Origin of the sequence: Janthinobacterium sp. JC611 (assembly GCF_018682595.1) — a bacterium.
Taxonomy (GTDB): domain Bacteria; phylum Pseudomonadota; class Gammaproteobacteria; order Burkholderiales; family Burkholderiaceae_D; genus Janthinobacterium.
This window is the reverse complement of the sequence record NZ_JAFLJN010000021.1, coordinates 50,702-69,697: the sequence shown is the minus strand read 5'-3', so window position 1 is coordinate 69,697 and position 18,996 is coordinate 50,702. Positions and strand designations below refer to the sequence as shown.

Sequence of the window (18,996 nt, the reverse complement as noted above, 5' to 3'; positions counted from 1 at the left end):
ATCGCAAATAATTAGCAGTTACCTGTACAAATATCGGTTGTTGAGCGCGAACAGGTTGCACGAGCGGAACATTTGAAATCCATGTAGTCCGTTTCCAAATCATTGCCAGGAGTGGGAGTGATAGTACCAGGACCGAATCCTTGTGCTTCAACTTGTCCTTGAGGACGGGCCATGCTCATGATTGTCTGATCAGAGATACTGCGCACTTTTGGTCGAACAATGGAGGCAACATGTTGAATGCCGAACAATGCCAAAATTTGATAGGCCTCTGTGGCAGTTATTTCACGAAATGACTCATATGAAAATCCAGTCACCCCACGCTCATTCCAAGTAAGACTGTGCAAAAACCTCTCCCGTGCATTAGGAGGAAGCTTATTAAGTGGACTATGCCGTCCTTCGGTCATTTCAAGGTAAGCTCTCAGATCTTGTGATGTCTTTATCGGCGCAGCCAAAAATGCAAGCTCACGCGTAGACGATGGTACAGAAACGCTCGCCGGAAGAGAATCATCAGCATTTGACACTGAGATAAATGCAAAAAAAGATAGCAGCACAAAAGACAAAATAAGTCTAATTTTCATAATCTTCCTTCTAGAAATTTATAGACAACAAGAGAAAAAATAATTTCACATCGATTGTTCAAAAAATATTACATGCATTAGTACGGTATAACGTTTACAGGAAGATGTCAACATTGCCATGTTAAATAAAATGCCACCATTACTCAAAAAAATAAAATTACCAAAAATGCATTTCACCTTACTTGGAACCCGTGTTGACAACCCACATTGACACCAAGATTTTGATCCACTCCTCAGCCACACTCCTATGAAAAAGAAAATTTCTGCTCGAATTTAACTGCATGGCTCATCGGCAGTTCTTGTACCTTTTAGAACAGCCCGACCGGTTCCGCATCTCTATCCCAACTATAAATAATCAACTCCTTGCGCTCCACCGACTTACCACCGCCGCCTACGTTGTACTGAATGCCGGTTGTATCCATCTGGAAACGGGCGAACACACGCCGGATGTCCGGGTGGTCATTCAGGCTCAAGATGGCCTTGCCCTTCAGCCGGGCCATCAGCTCGGCCATCTTCTCGTACTGCGCGAATTCAAACTCCACGCCGTAGCCGGCTGTTTCCCAGTACGGCGGATCCAGGTAAAACAACGTGTGCGGCCGGTCGTAGCGTTCCATGCACTTGTACCAGTCCAGGTTCTCGATATAGGCGCCAGACAGGCGAAGGTGCGCGGCCGATAGGTTCTCCTCGATGCGTAGCAGGTTGAGCGGCGGCGTGGTGGTGGCCGTGCCCCACGTCTGGCCGTCGACCTTGCCGCCGAAGGCATGCTGCTGCAGGTAGAAGAAACGCGCCGCGCGCTGCAGGTCCGTCAGGGTATGTGGCGGAGTGTCCTGCAACCATTTGAACACCTCGCGGCTCGACAGCGCCCATTTGAACTGGCGCACGAACTCTTCCAGATGGCACTTCACGACGCGATACAAGTTGATCAGCTCGCCGTTGACGTCGTTGAGCACTTCCACCTCGGCCGGCGGCCTTATGAAGTACAGCGCGGCGCCGCCGGCGAAGACTTCGACGTAGCAGGTATGTGATGGGAATTGCGGGATGATGCGGTCGGCCAGGCGTCGTTTGCCGCCGATCCAGGGGATGATAGGTAATGCCAAAATGTGAACCTCCTAGTGTTAGAGTCGAATTACCTCCCCGAGGTAGCGCGAGCCTACTTGGTTCACTGGCCTGCCCAGCGTGCCGAGGCTGATTGCCGCTGTTGATGCAGCGACAATCAGCGCTCTGCTTTTTCATCTGGCAGAATGCAGCCCGCAATTACTGCCTCCAGTTCCACTTCATACTTCCGGCCGCGCTGCCAGTCTCGCGCCAGCGCCAGGACGATCTCGCCATCCGCCGCCACTGGCGCCAGCTGGTCGAACTCATAGTTCGGCCGCTTCGGTCCCGTCTTTACACATGCGGTAAAGACGGGAACTTCGACCCGCTGCGGCGCTGGGGGTACGCTGGTGCAGCCGACCAGCAGCACTGTCAAAATAATTTTTGGAATAATTTGTCGCGCCATCTGGTGTTTCATCTTACGCCCTCCAGCAGCGACCTGATGGCCGGCATGGCCTCGTCGCAGGTCGTGGCGCGCGCACCCGCGATCTGCGCCAGGGCCGCGTCATACTTCTTGCCCTTGGCAGCAGCGGCCGCCTGCGCCGCAGTACCGCGTTCCTGCGCCGCCAGGGTTGCCTTGGCCATGCTATCGATGGCGCGGTTTTGCTCGCCAATCGAGGAGCGCAGCGCCGCGCTGGCGCCCCGCTCCAGCACCAGCGCAGCGCGCGCGGCGTCACGGTCCCCGGCGGCCAGCCACCAGCCGGTCCCGGTAGCGCTGGCCACCAGCAGCAGCACAGCGGCAAGCACGATGGCGGCCGCCTTCCAGATCCCGCGGACGGCACCCGCCATCAGCGCGCCCAAGGCGCTCATACGATACCCGCCACGTAGCTGACGCCGCCGCCGGCGAACTTGGCCGTCAGCACCTGGCGCCGCGCCGCGCCAGCCGACAATCCAATATGCACCCACGTGCCCTCGTAGATCAGCTGATCGAAGACGATACCGCTTTGCCGAATCAGCAGGGCCAGGGCCTTGGGCGCCAACTTGGCAGTGCCGATATCGGCAGCCAGGCCAAGCACGTGGGCGCTGTTGCCGGCACCGCCCACAGCTTTGTTCAGCGCGGGCGAGCGGTAGCCGCTGGAAATGGTGATGGGCGCGCCCACCAGCGCGCGCACCTGCTCGAGCAGCGCGGCCAGGCGCGTGAGGTTGGCGACGACGGCGGACGACGGCGTGTTGTCGATGCCCTGGCGGGTTGCCACCTGCGAGGCGACCAGTTCGGCCAGCGAGAAATTTTTACTCAGTTGCATGACGATCCCTTCCAGAACGATGAGCGCCGGTCGACGCAGACCAGCGCGGCGATGCCGCAATGGAGCAGCACCTCGGGCCAGGCTGGCGCGACGCCGTACAGCAGCACCGCGGCGGCGCCGGCCGTCAGCGCGATCCAGGTAATGCGGATCGCAGTGCTGGTGCAGGGCCGCATGTGATTGAGCTCGGCAAACAGGCCGCGCGCCAGCACGATGGCTGCGGCGGCCATGTCGATCGAATACAAAATGTTCATGGCACGTCTCCTTTCTTGCGCAACCACGCGAACGCCGCTGGGATGATGACCTGGGCGCACAGGCCCAAGCCGGCTGCGGCAGCGATGCGGATACCCGATTCGCCGGCGCTCGACAGGAATGGGAAATAATTGGCTGCTGTGACGCTGGCCACCGGCGCGAACCAGCCGGCGATCAGCGAGGAGCCGATCACGCTGCCTGCGATCTGCGGGCCGCGCATGGGCGGCAGGTAGGACAGCGATACGAGGCCACCGGCCAAGCCGGCCAGCAGGGCGTCGTACTGCACGCCCAGGATGGTTCCGGTCAGGGTGATGGTGCCGGCGGCGATGGCGATGCCGACGGTGCTGCTTGCTGGTTCAGCCATAGGTTCTTTCAGGTGGTGGTGGTGATCTCGTCGGAGCGGGTTTAGGAGTGATGAGGCTGTCAATTGCGCTCGGCCAGCAGCGATTACCAGGCATCGCATGCAACTGACATCCTGGTGCCGCCATATTTGGTAGTGGCGGTGATGGTCAGTCCGATAATCGAGACTATAAAAGCTTGCTCCTGCGCGATATGCACCGGATACCCAGGCTCCATCGTGATAGTGGCAATCTGGGTACCGGGGTCGGTGTGGGTGCTAAATTCAATGCGGTAACGTTGATTTATTGCAATGCCCGGATTCGACGCCATCAGCGAAAAACTACCGCACATATTGTTCGGCAGTGTGTACGAGGCCGCTGTAGAGCCGGCCGGCAGATTGTGCATGCGCTGTCTATCACGCACCTCCGTCGCGCCGGACGGGTCACGTGCGCGGATCGCCGGGCGGCCCACAGCTGAGCCGATGATCGCAGCAGGAGATTCGAGGTCGCCAGTAGAGGGATTGATCCGCCAGGCCTCGACAGGCGCCCGGGCGCCATAGCCGTCCAGCGCGCCTATATTGGCTTTGATGGACAGCGGCGGCGTCGTCAGGTCGCCATGGCGAGGGTAGACATCCACCGCCGCTTCTGCCCGGGCTGGCCCAAATAGCACGCCCACACCCTGCGGCAGATTGATGCCGACCCGTCCATACAGGCGCGCCACATGTCCGGCCTGCGCACCCTGCTGCCCGAGTTGGGCGCACGCGTCCGCGTTGCCGCGTTTATAGCATGCGATGCCGACGATATTCGGATGGTTGTATTCGCCGCCGTTGAAATTCAAATGCTCGACGGCGGACATGGTGCCCACCTCCAGCAACTGCCTCGCGTACTGCTCGAATTGATATTGCTCCACGTCGACCACGGGAACGCTCATTGCGCTGCAGATCGACCGGATGGCCTTATTGCCCTGGTAATAGCGAGTGCTGACAGTAATCGGATGGCCATTACGCAGCACATCCAGCTGTTTCGTGCCATTCGCCACGGACGGCTGCAGTGCGGTATCGCTGACAGGCGCCGTGATGGCCGTCGGATACATCTGCGGCAGGTCTGGCTGCAGTTGCTGCAATTGCGGGTAGTTGACCACTGATGGGTGCATCGACGTCGCGGCCACGACGTCGGCCCCGATTTGCTGCAGATCGAAAATGACCGACGCAAAAATGCGCTGAAATTCCGGGAACGTCTGGCCGGAATTAAATTGCGCGGTAGCAAAATCGTTCATCCCCGGGATCAGATAGACAATATCAGGAACCACGCCTGCAGCCGTCATCGCGGTGATCGCCGCCGGCCACGACGAAACGGTCGAGCCGTTGATGGAGTAATTATAGATCTGGAACTGGATAATGCCGAGCGGGTCGACCTCATCGCGCAGGCGGGCGAAAAAATCGTAACCCGGCGAGTCGTTGATGCTCGGGAGTGTCGGAGCGTTACCGAGGGACGATGCAAAAATTGCGCCTTTGATCGGCTGCTGGGTCGGGTCGCCGATCCGATACTGGCGGATTGCATCAAACAGATGCGGGAACGAACTGGCGTCGATGCGGCCATACCGGCTGGGCAAGGGAGGATGTTTGCATGACGAAATGCATCACAAGCGACAAATGGCGCGGCGACCGCGACGAACCGGTCAACCCGGCCGCCGTGCGGTACAAGGCGCAGGAAGCAGCGGCGCCCAGCTGCGAGGGCTGCCTGTTCGAGCGCTCCGTAGGCGTGTGCTCGACGGCTGCATCGCTGGCCGTGGCCAACGACCAGCCGGATTGCGACGACCGCTCACCGGCGGGCATGACCTACATCTACGTGCTGGACAAAAGCGACCCGCGCCAGCTCGACCTGATCAAACCCCTGAAACATCTGGAAAGCACATTATGAGCACAATGAACGAAGTACGAAAATTCCTGCGCCTGCCCTCAGTAATTGAAATCGTCGGCATCCAGCGCACGGCCATCTACGACCGCATCAAGAAGGGCACCTTCCCTGCGCCAATCAGCCTGGGCCCTCGCGCTGTCGTGTGGGATTCGACAGCAATTGCCGCATGGCAGGAAAAAATAATCGAGGATGCGCGCGCGCCGTCGGCAAAAAACTAATGGGGGTAGAGATGTGGGTAGGGGAAAAAGAAAAAGCCCCTTCACAGGGGCTTTTTCAGAATACTGGCGGAGACGGTGGGATTCGAACCCACGATACAGGTATAAGCCGTATGCATCCTTAGCAGGGATGTGCCTTCGGCCACTCGGCCACGTCTCCTAGCTGATTACTCAACTATGTCTCTGTAGCTAACTGCGCTGCAGCGACGAACGTCATAATATCGATTGCCCCCCCTTTGGTCAAGGGCGTGGGGCAATATTTTTGGATATTTAAGCTTTTTCCAGCTCGAACGCTTTATGCAGCGCGCGCACGGCCAGTTCCATGTACTTTTCATCGATCAGCACGGAGATCTTGATCTCGGAAGTGGAGATCATCATGATGTTGATCCCCTCTTCCGACAGGGTGCGGAACATTTGCGATGCGACGCCAACATGGCTGCGCATGCCCACGCCGACGACGGACAGTTTCGACACTTTCGCGTCGCCCGTGATGCTGGCCGCGCCCAGCGCTTCGCGGTTCGCTTCCAGCACGGCCAGCGCGCGCGTGTATTCGCCGCGCGAGACGGTGAAGGTGAAGTCCGTTTTACCGTCGACCGACTGATTCTGTATGATCATGTCGACTTCGATGTTCGCGTCCGCCACCGGTCCCAGGATGTGGTACGCCACGCCTGGACGGTCGGGCACGCCGAGCACGGTGATTTTGGCTTCATCGCGGTTGAAGGCGATGCCGGAGATGACTGCTTGTTCCATGTTTGTATCTTCCTCAAACGAAATCAGGGTGCCTGAATTGGCTTCTATTTCCAGCGGCAACATCGGGTCGGTCAGCGACGACAGCACGCGCGTGGGAACACGGTAGTTGCCGGCGAATTCCACCGAACGCGTTTGCAGCACTTTGGAGCCCAGCGAAGCCAGTTCCAGCATTTCTTCAAAGGTGATGGTCTTCAGGCGGCGCGCCTCGGAGACCACGCGCGGGTCGGTCGTGTAGACGCCGTCGACGTCCGTGAAGATCAGGCATTCGGCCGCTTTCATGGCGGCGGCGATCGCCACTGCCGAGGTATCCGAACCGCCGCGGCCCAGGGTCGCGATGTTGTCGTGTTCGTCGACGCCCTGGAAACCGGTAATGATGACAATCTTGCCCGCATCGAGGTCGCGTTTGACTTTTTCGTCATCGATCGACTGGATGCGTGCCTTGGTAAAGGCGGAATCGGTCTTGATCGCGACTTGCCAGCCAGCATAGGATACGGCTTGTTTGCCGATCGCCAGCAGTGCCATCGACAATAGGCCGACGGACACTTGTTCGCCTGTCGAGGCGATCATGTCAAGTTCACGGGGATCGGGTTGATCCATGATTTCCTTGGCCAGTCCAATCAGGCGGTTGGTTTCGCCCGACATGGCGGATGGCACCACCACGATTTGATGCCCAGCGTCGTGCCACTTGGCAACGCGCTTGGCGACATTCTTGATACGGTCAGTCGAGCCCATCGACGTACCGCCATATTTGTGGACGATTAAAGCCATAAGAGTGAAGTTTCCGCTCAAGAAGAATAAAAAAGGAGGGCTTTACTCTACATGCCGCAATGCAAAATAACAAGCTAAAAAGCGCATGAGCTCATACCGATTGCGCATATGGAAATAACCAATCCATGCAGTCCAGCCGGCTTGAGCAGCCACCTGGCGGCCACCCCGGGAGTGGCCGTGGCGGCGGCCCTCACGCTCAGCAGGAGACCCAGCGCAGGGCGACGCGCGGACGGTCCAGCAGACTCAGGCAATGGCAATCGAGGCCGATGCCGGCCGCATACAGCAATTGTTGCGCCGCACAGACAAGGGGCAGTCGTTCGCGCTCCCAGGCGGGCACGTCGAACGCCTGATAATGGTATTTCAAGCTCTTGGTGGGACGGTTCAGGGCCAGCTTCAGGCGCTCGCCGCCCTGGCGGAAGTCGATGCTCAGGGTCTGAGCTTGCAACCAGGCAATATCAATGCCTTGCCCGCCCTCTTCCACCGCATCGAAGTGCAGCACGCCGCCATACGCGGGAAAGGCCAGGCTGGCCTCGCCTTGCCATGTGAACTCCTGGCTGGCTTTTTCCAGGCCGGGAATGCCCGCGTCGTCACGCTCGCGCATGCCGGCCAGCTCAATCAGCTTCGGCGTCAGGTACAGGCGGTCGCGGTGGCGCCGCACGTGGCATTCGGGATGCGTCACCAGCAGTTGCGCATCGGGCCGCGCCTCCAGCAATTGCGCCAGCATTTCCGCCAGCCATGCCGTCGACGGCATGCGCAAGCCGCGCGTGCCGAACCAGTGGCGCAGCAGGTTGTAGCAGCGGTCCGCGCTCAGTTCGCGCAATGTCGCCAGCTCGATGCACTCGCCATCGAGACAGTTCGCCAGATCCTGCGTCGCCAGTTCCGTCAGCAGGCGCTGCGCCGACTGGGCGTGCTGGGCGCTGCGGGCGAAACGTTCCTGGAAACCGGGAAAGGCCTGCGCCAGCACGGGCATCACCTGGTGCCGCAAGGCGTTGCGGGCAAAGCGGGGATCGTCGTTCGACTCATCGTGGATGTGCGCGATCGCGTGCTTCGCCACGTACGCTTCGAGTTGCTTGCGCGACACGGGCAGCAAGGGGCGCGCCATCACCAGGTCCGGATTGCCCAGCAGCTCGGGCGCGCTGTTGGCGCCATCCATGCCGGACAGGCCCGCCGTGCCGGAGCCGCGCAGCAATTGCAGCAGCACCGTCTCGGCCTGGTCATCCTGGTGGTGGGCCGTCAGCAGCAGGCGCACGCCGTGCGCGGCGCACAGCTGGCCCAGGGCCGCGTAACGGCGCTTGCGGGCCGCCTCTTCCGTGCCCGTCTTCGCATTCTTTTCCAGCGTGACCTTGCGTGCCTCGAAGGCGATGCCTATGCCGGCGCACAATTGCGCGCAGTGCGCCAGCCAGGCATCCGCGTTCGGGCTCAGGCCATGGTGCACGTGGAAGGCGTGCAAGGCCACGCCCTGCTCCTGCGCCCAGGCATGCGCCAGGTGCAGCAGGGCCGAGGAATCGAGGCCGCCGCTCAGGGCGATGCCGACCGTCTCGCCGGCGTGCGGTCCGCAGCTTGCCAGCGCGCGGGCGAAGATATCGGCGACGGTGGCGGTTTGTTGCTTTTTCATAAGACTCCAGGAATGCAAAGAGGGACAGGTGACCAAACGACTCCTGTCGTCTGGCTGCCTGTCCCCGGTGTTCTTGCTGCCGGCCTGCGCCGGCGATGGTTTACTCGCTCGGCGTGGTTTCCTTGAACTTGCCGTAGCTCAGCAGTTTTTCATGGCGCGCCGCCAGCAGGTCCTTGGTTTTCATGCCCTGGAACTGGCGCAGCGTGTCGGCCAGTGCGCGCTTGAGCAAGGTCGCCATCTGTTTCGGATCGCGGTGGGCGCCGCCCAGCGGTTCGTTGATGATCTTGTCGATCAGGCCCATGGCCTTCAGGCGGTGGGCGGTGAGGCCCAGCGCTTCGGCCGCGTCGGAGGCGCGCTCGGCGCTCTTCCACAGGATCGAGGCGCAGCCTTCCGGCGAGATCACGGCATAGGTCGAGTATTGCAGCATCAGCACGGCGTCGCCCACGGCGATCGCCAGCGCGCCGCCGGAACCGCCTTCGCCGATGATGGTGGCGATCAGCGGCACTTTCAGCTCCGCCATCACGTACAGGTTGTGGCCGATGGCTTCCGACTGGCCGCGCTCTTCCGCGTCGATGCCGGGGAAGGCGCCTGGCGTGTCGACGAAGGTGAAGATGGGCAAGTTGAACTTTTCAGCCACTTTCATCAGGCGCATGGCCTTGCGGTAGCCTTCCGGTTTCGGCATGCCGAAATTGCGCATGGCGCGCTCCTTCGTGTCGCGGCCCTTCTGGTGGCCGATGACCATGCACGGCTGGCCGTTGAAGCGGGCCAGGCCGCCCACGACGGACAAATCGTCCGCGTAGCTGCGGTCGCCATGCAATTCGTGGAAATCAGTAAAGATTTCATTCACGTAATCCATGGTGTAGGGGCGCTGCGGGTGGCGCGCGATCTGCGCCACTTGCCAAGGCGTCAGCTTGGCGTAGATATCCTTGGTCAGCTGCTGGCTCTTCTTGGCCAGGCGGTCGATCTCTTCCGAGATGTCGACGGCCGAATCGTCTTGCACGAAGCGCAACTCTTCGATCTTGGAATCGAGTTCCGCGATCGGCTGTTCAAAATTGAGGAAAGTCGTTTTAGTCATTGTACCTCCAGGTTTTACCGGCCACGGCGCCAGGGCGCGCGGCGTCATCTATGTTTATTTTACCGTACCGGCTGCTGCGCCGGGGGCTGTATCGGATGCGGCAGGGGCGGCTGCAGGGTCGAGACTGCGCCACAAATACCACGTCGCCACGGTGCGCCACGGTTCCCAATTGGCGGAAACTTCGCGCGCATCGCTGCGGGAAACTGGCTCGCCGGAGAAATAATTGACGCTGATGCCCTGGATCAAACCGGGATCGTCGAGCGGCAAGACATTCGGCCGGAGCAGATTAAATATCAGAAACATCTCGGCTGTCCAGCGGCCGATGCCGCGGATCTGCACCAGTTCGGCGATGACGGCTTCGTCATCCATCTGATCCCACTGGCTCGCGTGCACGCGCTTGGCCTTGAAATGGTCGGCCAGGTCGAGGATGTATTCGGTCTTACGTTTGGACAAGCCACAGGCCGACAGTTGCTCGGCGCCCGCCTTCAATACTTGCGAAGGCGTGCATTTCGGGCAAGCGAGCAGCAGCTTCTTCCAGGCGGCATCCGCCGCCTTGGGCGTGATCTGCTGCCCCACCAGCGAACGGGCCAGGGTGGTAAACGGGTCGCTATGGCCGACCAGGTGCAGGTCGCCAAATTGCGGGATGAGCTTTTTCATGATGCGGTCGCGCTTCATCAGCTCGATCTTCGCCTCTTCCCAGTAATGCGGCACCTGGATCACCTGCGCCGCCACCGGGGCTTCCCCGTTTTCCCTGGACGTCGCCATCATGCGCGGCGCCAGTTGGTCGAGCCGTCAGGCTTGTCTTCAAGAATGATGCCCGCCGCCAACAGTTCGGCGCGAATCTTGTCGGACTGCGCGAAGTCGCGCGCCTTTTTCGCCGCGCTGCGCGCCGCGATGGCCGCTTCGATGCCTGCCGCCTCGTCCTGGCCGCCTGCGGCGGCGCCGACGGTCGCCTGCAGGAATTGCTGCGGCGTGCGCTCGAGCAAGCCGAACACGCCCGCCAGGCCCTTCAATTGACGCGCCAGCACCGGCGACTTGCTCTTGTTGACTTCCGTCGCCAGGTCGAACAGGGCGGCCACGGCCAGCGGCGTGTTGAAATCGTCGTCCATCGCTTCGCGCACGCGCACGGCGTGCGCCTCGTTCCAGTCGATGGCGCCCTCTTCCACGGCCACGTCGGCCAGCGCCGTGTAGAGGCGCGTGAGCGACAGGCGCGCGTCATCGAGGTGCACGTCCGAGTAATTCAGGGGGCTGCGGTAGTGCGCGCGCAGGATGAAGAAACGGATCACTTCGGCATCGAACTTTTGCAGCACTTCGCGGATGGTGAAGAAGTTGCCGAGCGACTTGGACATTTTTTCATTGTCCAGGCGCACAAAGCCGTTGTGGATCCAGTAATTCACGCTGGTATGGCCGAACGCGCCTTCGGATTGGGCGATCTCGTTTTCGTGGTGCGGGAATTGCAAGTCCGCGCCGCCGCCGTGGATGTCGAACTGTTCACCGAGCAAGGCGCATGACATGGCCGAGCACTCGATGTGCCAGCCCGGGCGGCCACGGCCCCATTTCGAATCCCATTTGACTTCTTCCGGCTCGGACTCTTTTGACGACTTCCACAGCACGAAATCGAGCGGATCGCGCTTGCCCGTGTTCACGTCGACGCGCTCGCCCGCGCGCAGGTCGTCGAGCGACTTGCCCGACAGCTTGCCGTAATCAGGGAAGTTGCGCACGGCATAGTTCACATCGCCATCCGCGCCCTGGTAAGCCAGATCTTTGGCTTCCAGCTGTTCGATCAGGCGCAGCATCTGCGGCACGTATTCGGTGGCGCGCGGCGTGTGGTCCGGCGTCAGGATGCCCAGCGCGGCCGTGTCTTCATCCATGTAGCGGGTGAAACGCGTCGTCAGCTGGGAAATCGTCTCGCCGTTTTCCACGGCGCGGCGGATGATCTTGTCATCGATGTCCGTAATGTTGCGCACATAGGTGACGTCGAAACCCGAGGCCTTCAGCCAGCGGTAGATGACGTCGAAGGCCATCATCATGCGCGCATGGCCGATATGGCAATAGTCATAGATGGTCATGCCGCACACATACATGCGGACCTTGCCCGCTTCCATCGGGACGAAGACCTGCTTTTCGCGAGCCAGGGTGTTGTAAATCTTTAGATTGCTCATCGTGCTTTGCAAGTGGAGCGGCCGCCAGCCTGGCAAAACGACAGACAGGCGCGGACACCGGGGGTGCCGCGCCACTGAACTGCCGTGTGCGCCGAAGACTGGTCGAGCCGCTATATTGTTGTTCTTGTTTGTTAGAATCAGGACCTTAGCGGTCAAGTATAACATTGATAAAAACCATACTGGCCCGATATGAATCAGGTTTTTACGATGTTCAACCGAATTTTCATTTCCTTACAATTAAAGCAAGTTTAGAGAAAAATAACGATCAAGGACGCCTTCATGCACGAAATCAAATCGAAACGCCTGTCTTTCCTGGCCCGCTTTTGCACCCTGTTTGCCGGCCTGACCCTGGGCAGCGCCGTCGTGGCAGCCGCTCCGGCGACCGCCCTCGACCCCACGCCGCACGTGGCCCTGAAAACCAGCATGGGCGAGATCGTGCTGGAACTGGACCAGGAAAAAGCGCCGAAAAGTGTGGCCAATTTCTTGCAGTATGTCAAAAGCGGTTACTACAAGGGTACCGTATTTCACCGCGTCATCGACGGCTTCATGATACAGGGCGGCGGCTTCGACAAGAACATGAAGCAGAAAGCAACGAAGGCGCCGATCAAGAACGAGGCGCAAAACGGCTTGCAAAACGTCACCTACAGCATCGCCATGGCCCGCACGGGCGACCCGCATTCGGCCACCTCGCAATTTTTCATCAACGTGGGCGACAACGGTGCGCTCGACTACCCTGGCCGCGACGGTTTCGGCTACACGGTGTTCGGCAAGGTCGTCAGTGGCATGGACGTGGTCGACAAGATCAAGGCCGTGCCCGTGGCGGACAAGGGACCGCACCAGAACGTGCCCGTCACCCCCGTGGTGATCGAATCGGCGACTTTACTCAAGTCGGCGCCCGCAAAACTGTAAAATAGCGTTTTTGCGGCCCGGAACCACGCGGGCCGTTGAATCACATTTATCATCCAATTTATTAAGGATCATCATGACCTCCGTCATCATCACCACCAATCTGGGCAAGATCACCGCTGAACTGGACGCCGAGAAAGCGCCGAAAACGGTTGCCAACTTCCTGGCCTACATGAAAGCCGGTCACTACGACAACACGATTTTCCACCGCGTCATCGACGGCTTCATGATCCAGGGCGGCGGTTTCGAGCCAGGCATGAAACAAAAGCCGGCCGACACCACCGTGGAAAACGAAGCCAAGAACGGCCTGAAAAACGACAGCTACACGCTGGCCATGGCCCGCACGTCGGATCCGCACTCGGCATCGGCCCAGTTCTTCATCAACATCAAGAACAACAGCTTCCTCGACTACCCGGGCCAGGACGGCTGGGGCTACGCCGTGTTCGGTAAAGTTACCGAAGGCAAGGAAGTCGTCGACGCCATCCGCGCCGTGAAAACCTCGCGCGCCGGCATGTTCGCCGACGTACCGGTAACCGATGTCGTCATCGAAAAGGTCGAAGCCGCTTAATCAGGCTCTGGCATCATGAATAACAGGCATTGCAGCGTTTTCGCCTCTCCATGCACATCACTTTTTGGGAGCGTTGAACGATGACAATGCCTGCCGCACTCTTTATTTCCGACCTGCATCTGCAGAGCTCGCACCCGCGCACCAGCGCGGCGTTTCTGTCTTTCCTGGAACATCATGCGCAATATGCGCAAGCGCTGTATCTGTTGGGCGACCTGTTTGAATACTGGGCCGGCGACGATGACCTGGAAGACCCGTTCAATGCGCGCATGACGGCCGCCATCCGCGCCGTCAGCGATGCCGGCGTGCACGTCTACTGGATCGCCGGCAACCGCGACTTTCTCGTCGGCTCCGGCTTTGCCGCCGCCGCCGGCGCCACCCTGCTTAGCGAACCCCACGTGGCGACGATCGCCGGCCGGCGCATCGTCTTGCTGCATGGCGACGCCGAATGCACGAAAGACGTCCAATACATGGAGTTTCGCGCCATGGTGCGCCAGCCCGCCTGGCAAAAACAGTTCCTGTCCATGCCGCTGGCGCAGCGCAAGGCCGTCATCGACGGTTTGCGCAAGAGCAGCCGCGAGCACAATGGCGAAAAATCCATGGACATCATGGATGTCACCCCCGCTGCCGTCGCGCAAGTGTTTGCCGAACACGCCAGCACCGTCATGATCCACGGCCATACGCACCGCCCCGCCCTGCATAAAGTTGAGGAAACCTTGCGCTATGTCTTGCCCGACTGGGAATGCGACGTGACGCCGCCGGAACAGCCGCGCGGCGGCTGGATCGCCATCGATGCGCGCGGCAACATCACGCGCCACGATCTCAACGGCGACATCATCGACTAGACGCTCGCCGACCGCCGCACGGGCGTTTGTCCTATAGCCGCGCCCGCCTGGCTGTGCTGTCATGGCGCCATGCATACTGTTTACATCGGCACCGCCGGCTGGAGCCTGTCCAGCGCCGCCGCCAGCCGCTTCCCCCTCGACGGCAGCCACCTGCGGCGCTATGCCCAGATGCTGGACTGCGTGGAAATCAACAGCTCCTTCTACCGCCCGCACCAGGGCGCCACTTACGCGCGCTGGGCCGCCAGCGTGCCCGAGCATTTCCGCTTCAGCGTAAAATTTCCGCGCAGCATCACGCACGAACGGCGTTTGCGCGATGGCGCGGCCGAACTGGATCGCTTCGCGGGCGAGGTCGCACAATTGGGGAACAAGCTCGGTTGCGTGCTGGTGCAACTGCCGCCCAGCCTGCGTTTCGAGGCGGACGTGGCCGCCGCATTTTTCCATGCGCTGCGCCAGCGCTTCGGCGGCATGCTCGCCTGCGAAGCGCGCCACCCCAGCTGGTTCGAGGCAAGCGCAACCGAGCTGTTAACAATGCAGCGCATTACCCGCGTGCGCGCCGATCCCGCCGCCGGCCAGCCCGGGCCGCACGTGCCGACCACGGATATCGCCTACCTGCGCCTGCACGGCAGCCCGACAATCTATTATTCGGACTACCCGGCCGAGTATCTGGCGGCGCTGGCCGCTGAATTGCACGCACCAGCGCAGGCGGACAGCTGGTGCATCTTCGACAACACGGCGGCCGGGGCCGCCCTGTTCAATGCGCTGGACCTGCAGGCGCGGCTGAGGGATGCGCCAGCCGCGCAATTGCTTCCCTAGAGCAACGGTGACGGTGCTCAGTACGGGGGAAACCCAACCCAGTTGCGGCGTAGAAATTACACCGGCGGTGTCAATTCTGCGCAGCGCGTCCAGGCTCCCCGTGTACAGATTGTCATTGGCATCCTTCATCAGCGGGAAATAATCGGATGATGGAAGCGTGCCGATCCCCAGCGGGCGCCGGCAGATACCATTGCCTGCATTGTGCTCCCAATAAGAGCCTATCCCGGTCGGGAGCGTCTTTTGCTGGGATAGGCTCCAGATATTGTCCTGCTGGTCGAGCGCCAGCGCGAAACGCGTAGCATGCGACACTGGTAATGCCGCAATACTCGATATCTCACCCTGCTTGTTCACCGGCCCCTGCCGGGTCGCGGTGCCACGCCCGCCATCGCCCCCGCCGTCTTTTCCCGCAATATCCGCAAAGAGGCTGACCGCACCATCAGGCGTCACACGACGGATGACCTTGCTGACATCGTCGGCCAGGTCGACGCTCCCCGCCGTATCCGCCACGACGGCTCTCGCTTAGCCCAGCGTCAGGCGCGCCGCCGCACCAACACCATCGACGAGGCCAATATGCCCAGGCAAGGTTGGCAGGGTCGACAGCTTCCCATCCTGATTTTATGGGTGACCTGATTGCCCGCATCGGCGCTATAGCAATTGCCAGCGGCATCGCGAACCATCCCTGCCAGCAAGACAGCCAGGCAACGCACGGCCACAGTATCGACATCCGCGTTGCCCATGGTCGCCGCGCCTTGCGCGATGTTGCAGCCCAGGCCCGCGGAGGCGCTGTTGACCTTGCCTTGCGACGCCGTGCCCGCCGCCAGCTTGCCGGCAACGCTGACATGAATATGTTGACATTTGAATTTCCACTGTTATAGTTAACTACAACACCAACTCAATACACCACGGAGCTTCGATGCCTACAGCACTTTTTACGCGCCGCGCCGCCCTGCCCTTGTCGGAGCGCATCCCATGAGCGCGGAATGGAATGACAATAGCCCCATCTACCGCCAGCTCAAGGCCAGGGTGGTGGGCATGATGCTCGATGGCGTGCTGCAGTCCGGCGACGCCTTGCCGTCGGTGCGCCAGGTGGCGGCCGATTATCAATTGAATCCCATCACGGTTTCGCGCGCCTATCAGGAACTGGTCGACGATGCCCTGGTGGAAAAACGCAGAGGACTCGGTATGTATGTCATGGAAGGCGCCCGCGACAAATTGCTGGCCAGTGAACGCGAGCGCTTCCTGCGCGAAGAATGGCCGGCCTTGCTGGAACATATCACCCGCCTGGGCCTGGACCTTGAGCAACTGCTGCAAGCGAGCCGCGACCGCGGCGCACACGGAGAGAACGCATGAATGCACTGAACAAGGACAGCGTCATCAGCGCGCGTGGCCTGCGCAAGCAGTATGGCAAGCAGACGGCCATCGACGGCATCAGCTTCGATATCGCGCCGGGACGCATCGTCGGCTTGATCGGGCCCAACGGTTCCGGCAAGACCACCACGCTGAAAGCCATCCTGGGCCTGACGGGCTTCGACGGCGACCTGTCGGTGCTGGGCCGCGATCCCCGCGTGCAGCGCGACGCGCTGATGGAAGACGTGTGCTTCATCGCCGACGTGGCCATCCTGCCGGGCTGGCTGCGCGTGGCCGACGCCATCGATTTCGTTGCCGGCGTGCATCCACGTTTCGACCGCAGCAAGGCCGAACGCTACCTGGCCCACACCAAACTGTCGCCGAAGATGAAGGTCAAGGCCATGTCGAAAGGCATGGTGGTGCAGTTGCACCTGGCACTGGTGATGGCCATCGACGCCAAACTGCTGGTGCTCGACGAGCCGACCCTGGGTCTGGACATTCTGTACCGCAAGCAGTTCTACCAGAACTTGCTGGAAGACTATTTCGATGAAAACAAGACCATCGTCATCACCACGCACCAGATCGAGGAAGTGGAACACATCCTCAGCGACCTGATGTTCATTCGCGACGGCAAGATCGTGCTGGCGTCCAGCATGGAAGAAGTGGGCGAGCGCTACATCGAAGTGATGGTGGGCCCGCAGCACGTCAATCCGGCGCGCGCCCTGCAGCCGATCAGCGAACGCAGCGTGTTCGGCAAGTCGGTGATGCTGTTCGACGGCGTCGCCCGCACCCAGCTGGCCGCCCTTGGCGAAGTACGCACGCCCAGCCTGGCTGACCTGTTTGTCGCGACCATGAAAGGATCGTACCAATGAGTATTTCCCCTGTAAACAAGATGCAATGGCTGCTCCGGCGCGAGTTGTGGGAACACAAGGGCATGCTGGTGTGGACGCCTGCCGTGATCGGCGTCGTCATGACGGTGCTGGGCGCCCTTATGGCGGCCGCGACCGTCGCAAAGACCAAGATGCACACGGCGCTCATCGTCAATGGCGAAGAAATTTCCTGGAGCACCGTCTTCAATACGCGCACCTTTGGCCCGCGCCGCACGGAAATCATCGACGCCGTCGCCAGCAACTACACCTATGCGGCCGCGCCGCTGTTCCTTGCGCTGGGCTTCCTCGTGTTCTTCTATTGCCTGAGCGCCCTGCATGACGACCGCCGCGACCGCAGCGTGCTGTTCTGGAAATCGCTGCCCATCTCGGATGCGCAGACGGTGCTGTCGAAAGCGGCCATCGCCCTGCTGGTCGCGCCGCTGATCGTGGCCGCCGCCGCCAGCCTGACTTCGCTGGCCCTGATCCTGATCCTCAGCGGCGTGCTGGCGGCCAACGGCATCCACGTGTTTGCCGAACTGCTCGGCTCTCCCGGCCTGTACCTGGGACCGCTGCGCGTGTTTGGCTTGCTGCCCGTGTACTGCCTGTGGGCCTTGCCAACGGTGGGCTGGCTGCTGATGGTATCGAGCTGGGCCAAGTCGAAAGTCTTCCTGTGGGCCGTCGGCGTGCCGCTGCTGCTGCTCATCCTGACCGTCTGGGCCGGCAAGCTGACGCAGACGGAAAGCGATGTCAGCTGGATACAGATGCATGTCATCGGACGCGCCCTGCTGGGCACTCTCCCTGGCAGCTGCTATCTGTTCGAACCGGAACTGCTGCCGCGCATGCACGCCCTGGCCGAGGGGGGATCGCACATGACACGCATCGACGTGTTCAGCAATTCCTGGTCCAGCCTGGCCTTGCCAGCCGTCTGGCTGGGCGCAGCGGCAGGCGCGGCGCTGATTTACGCCGCCATCCGCCTGCGCAGCTGGCGCGAGGAAGGCTGACAACGCACTGTCACCATCGGCCGACAAAACGCCCCGCCCGCCGGGGCGTTTTCCATTTTTGCGCCGTTCTGGCGCCTGAAATAATAACTACCGTACTGATAGTTATTATAAAAAAATTTCCCTCACCACATCCAGGCTATTCATTCGATAGCATCAATGCGATATGAAAATTATAATTAATTATTTCCATCATATTTTATGAACAATCACGTTTGATAATCGTCACTCCAAAAACAACAACTAGCAATTCGATAGCAGGGTGAGTTTTTAAATACAAGACGGAGAAATGCGGGAACGCGACAGCGAACCCGGCAGAAAATAGCCATTGCGTGACAATTCGTGATTATTTCCCTGCGTAGCAGTAGGGAAAATAAGCGCATGAAATGTGATTAAAATGGAATCAAAAGTTTCATTATTGAAACTACTCACAGAGCGAGAGCAAGCGTATTCCGCGTGCAATCGGCGTATCGTGACGATGTGCATCATCTGACAGGCGAGTTGCCGGCGCCGCAAAACACAGAAAAACGGAGCCACATCAAACCAATATAAAAATAACATTTTTAAAATTGCTGAAGAAGCGTTCTCATCCGCCAGCGTTTTTCCCCCAATTATGTTTTACTTGCCACTATCAACATCGGAAACACCAG

General features: G+C 60.2%; 23 protein-coding genes and 1 tRNA gene. 10 read left to right on the top strand and 14 right to left on the bottom strand.

Going from position 1 to position 18,996, the window contains the following annotated elements; all coding sequences use genetic code 11:
• Window positions 1–11: 11 nt before the first annotated feature.
• From J0O65_RS14625 to J0O65_RS14590, 8 genes are all read right to left on the bottom strand, one after another.
• Window positions 12–578 carry a hypothetical protein gene (locus J0O65_RS14625; protein ID WP_215407773.1) on the bottom strand — a complete coding sequence of 189 codons (567 nt, stop codon included), beginning with the start codon at window positions 576–578 and terminating at the stop codon, window positions 12–14.
• Window positions 579–886: 308 nt separating this feature from the next.
• Window positions 887–1,675, bottom strand: coding sequence for a DNA adenine methylase (locus tag J0O65_RS14620; RefSeq protein WP_215407771.1), 789 nt, complete (start codon window positions 1,673–1,675; stop codon window positions 887–889).
• A gap of 116 nt (window positions 1,676–1,791) precedes the next feature.
• Window positions 1,792–2,088, bottom strand: a complete 297-nt coding sequence (locus J0O65_RS14615; protein WP_215407769.1) for a hypothetical protein — start codon at window positions 2,086–2,088, stop codon at window positions 1,792–1,794.
• Window positions 2,085–2,417 (bottom strand): hypothetical protein, encoded by a 333-nt coding sequence (locus J0O65_RS14610; protein WP_353056197.1) that lies wholly within the window; start codon window positions 2,415–2,417, stop codon window positions 2,085–2,087. The genes J0O65_RS14615 and J0O65_RS14610 overlap by 4 nt, the downstream gene beginning before the upstream one ends.
• 59 nt (window positions 2,418–2,476) lie before the next feature.
• Entirely contained in the window at window positions 2,477–2,914 is a 438-nt protein-coding gene (locus tag J0O65_RS14605; protein ID WP_215407765.1) for a D-Ala-D-Ala carboxypeptidase family metallohydrolase, read from the bottom strand.
• The gene (locus J0O65_RS14600; RefSeq protein WP_215407763.1) at window positions 2,905–3,165 is read right to left on the bottom strand and encodes a hypothetical protein; all 261 of its coding nucleotides are present in this window, start codon (window positions 3,163–3,165) and stop codon (window positions 2,905–2,907) included. Before J0O65_RS14600 ends, J0O65_RS14605 begins: the two co-directional genes overlap by 10 nt.
• Window positions 3,162–3,527 carry a restriction endonuclease gene (locus tag J0O65_RS14595; RefSeq protein ID WP_215407761.1) on the bottom strand — a complete coding sequence of 122 codons (366 nt, stop codon included), beginning with the start codon at window positions 3,525–3,527 and terminating at the stop codon, window positions 3,162–3,164. The genes J0O65_RS14600 and J0O65_RS14595 overlap by 4 nt, the downstream gene beginning before the upstream one ends.
• Window positions 3,528–3,610: 83 nt before the next feature.
• Entirely contained in the window at window positions 3,611–5,113 is a 1,503-nt protein-coding gene (locus tag J0O65_RS14590) for a hypothetical protein (RefSeq protein WP_215407759.1), read from the bottom strand.
• A gap of 14 nt (window positions 5,114–5,127) precedes the next feature.
• On the opposite strand from J0O65_RS14590, the gene J0O65_RS14585 reads away from it, so the two are divergent.
• Window positions 5,128–5,421: a hypothetical protein gene (locus J0O65_RS14585; RefSeq protein ID WP_215407757.1), complete on the top strand. Its 294-nt coding sequence runs from the start codon at window positions 5,128–5,130 to the stop codon at window positions 5,419–5,421.
• Window positions 5,418–5,636 (top strand): helix-turn-helix transcriptional regulator, encoded by a 219-nt coding sequence (locus J0O65_RS14580; protein ID WP_176375178.1) that lies wholly within the window; start codon window positions 5,418–5,420, stop codon window positions 5,634–5,636. Before J0O65_RS14585 ends, J0O65_RS14580 begins: the two co-directional genes overlap by 4 nt.
• Window positions 5,637–5,700: 64 nt before the next feature.
• Here J0O65_RS14580 and J0O65_RS14575 read toward each other — a convergent pair.
• From J0O65_RS14575 to cysS, 6 genes are all read right to left on the bottom strand, one after another.
• Window positions 5,701–5,793: transfer RNA gene (locus J0O65_RS14575), tRNA-Ser, on the bottom strand.
• Window positions 5,794–5,903: 110 nt separating this feature from the next.
• The gene (locus tag J0O65_RS14570) at window positions 5,904–7,151 is read right to left on the bottom strand and encodes an aspartate kinase (RefSeq protein ID WP_152252529.1); all 1,248 of its coding nucleotides are present in this window, start codon (window positions 7,149–7,151) and stop codon (window positions 5,904–5,906) included.
• Window positions 7,152–7,347: 196 nt separating this feature from the next.
• Window positions 7,348–8,766 (bottom strand): tRNA lysidine(34) synthetase TilS, encoded by a 1,419-nt coding sequence (gene tilS / locus J0O65_RS14565; RefSeq protein WP_215407755.1) that lies wholly within the window; start codon window positions 8,764–8,766, stop codon window positions 7,348–7,350.
• Between the two features lie 100 nt (window positions 8,767–8,866).
• Window positions 8,867–9,841, bottom strand: a complete 975-nt coding sequence (locus J0O65_RS14560) for an acetyl-CoA carboxylase carboxyltransferase subunit alpha (protein ID WP_034784047.1) — start codon at window positions 9,839–9,841, stop codon at window positions 8,867–8,869.
• A gap of 54 nt (window positions 9,842–9,895) precedes the next feature.
• Complete coding sequence (locus J0O65_RS14555; RefSeq protein ID WP_502793562.1) at window positions 9,896–10,609, bottom strand: DNA-3-methyladenine glycosylase family protein; 714 nt, start codon at window positions 10,607–10,609, stop codon at window positions 9,896–9,898.
• Window positions 10,606–12,003: a cysteine--tRNA ligase gene (cysS, locus tag J0O65_RS14550; RefSeq protein WP_215407753.1), complete on the bottom strand. Its 1,398-nt coding sequence runs from the start codon at window positions 12,001–12,003 to the stop codon at window positions 10,606–10,608. Before cysS ends, J0O65_RS14555 begins: the two co-directional genes overlap by 4 nt.
• A 279-nt stretch (window positions 12,004–12,282) precedes the next feature.
• Between cysS and J0O65_RS14545 the strand changes: the two genes are divergently transcribed.
• The 8 genes from J0O65_RS14545 to J0O65_RS14510 all read left to right on the top strand — a co-directional run bounded on the left by J0O65_RS14545 (window position 12,283) and on the right by J0O65_RS14510 (window position 18,349).
• Window positions 12,283–12,912 (top strand): peptidylprolyl isomerase, encoded by a 630-nt coding sequence (locus J0O65_RS14545; protein ID WP_215407751.1) that lies wholly within the window; start codon window positions 12,283–12,285, stop codon window positions 12,910–12,912.
• Window positions 12,913–12,985: 73 nt separating this feature from the next.
• Window positions 12,986–13,477, top strand: a complete 492-nt coding sequence (locus tag J0O65_RS14540) for a peptidylprolyl isomerase (protein WP_215407749.1) — start codon at window positions 12,986–12,988, stop codon at window positions 13,475–13,477.
• Window positions 13,478–13,563: 86 nt separating this feature from the next.
• Complete coding sequence (locus J0O65_RS14535; protein WP_215407747.1) at window positions 13,564–14,319, top strand: UDP-2,3-diacylglucosamine diphosphatase; 756 nt, start codon at window positions 13,564–13,566, stop codon at window positions 14,317–14,319.
• Between the two features lie 69 nt (window positions 14,320–14,388).
• Window positions 14,389–15,132, top strand: coding sequence for a DUF72 domain-containing protein (locus J0O65_RS14530; RefSeq protein WP_215407745.1), 744 nt, complete (start codon window positions 14,389–14,391; stop codon window positions 15,130–15,132).
• 617 nt (window positions 15,133–15,749) lie between these two features.
• A complete protein-coding gene (locus tag J0O65_RS14525; protein WP_215407743.1) occupies window positions 15,750–16,007 on the top strand; it encodes a hypothetical protein in 258 nt (85 codons plus the stop codon).
• A gap of 94 nt (window positions 16,008–16,101) precedes the next feature.
• Window positions 16,102–16,482, top strand: coding sequence for a GntR family transcriptional regulator (locus J0O65_RS14520; RefSeq protein WP_215407741.1), 381 nt, complete (start codon window positions 16,102–16,104; stop codon window positions 16,480–16,482).
• Window positions 16,479–17,351 (top strand): ABC transporter ATP-binding protein, encoded by an 873-nt coding sequence (locus tag J0O65_RS14515; protein WP_215407739.1) that lies wholly within the window; start codon window positions 16,479–16,481, stop codon window positions 17,349–17,351. Before J0O65_RS14520 ends, J0O65_RS14515 begins: the two co-directional genes overlap by 4 nt.
• Window positions 17,348–18,349 (top strand): hypothetical protein, encoded by a 1,002-nt coding sequence (locus J0O65_RS14510; RefSeq protein ID WP_215407737.1) that lies wholly within the window; start codon window positions 17,348–17,350, stop codon window positions 18,347–18,349. The genes J0O65_RS14515 and J0O65_RS14510 overlap by 4 nt, the downstream gene beginning before the upstream one ends.
• Window positions 18,350–18,996 lie beyond the last annotated feature (647 nt).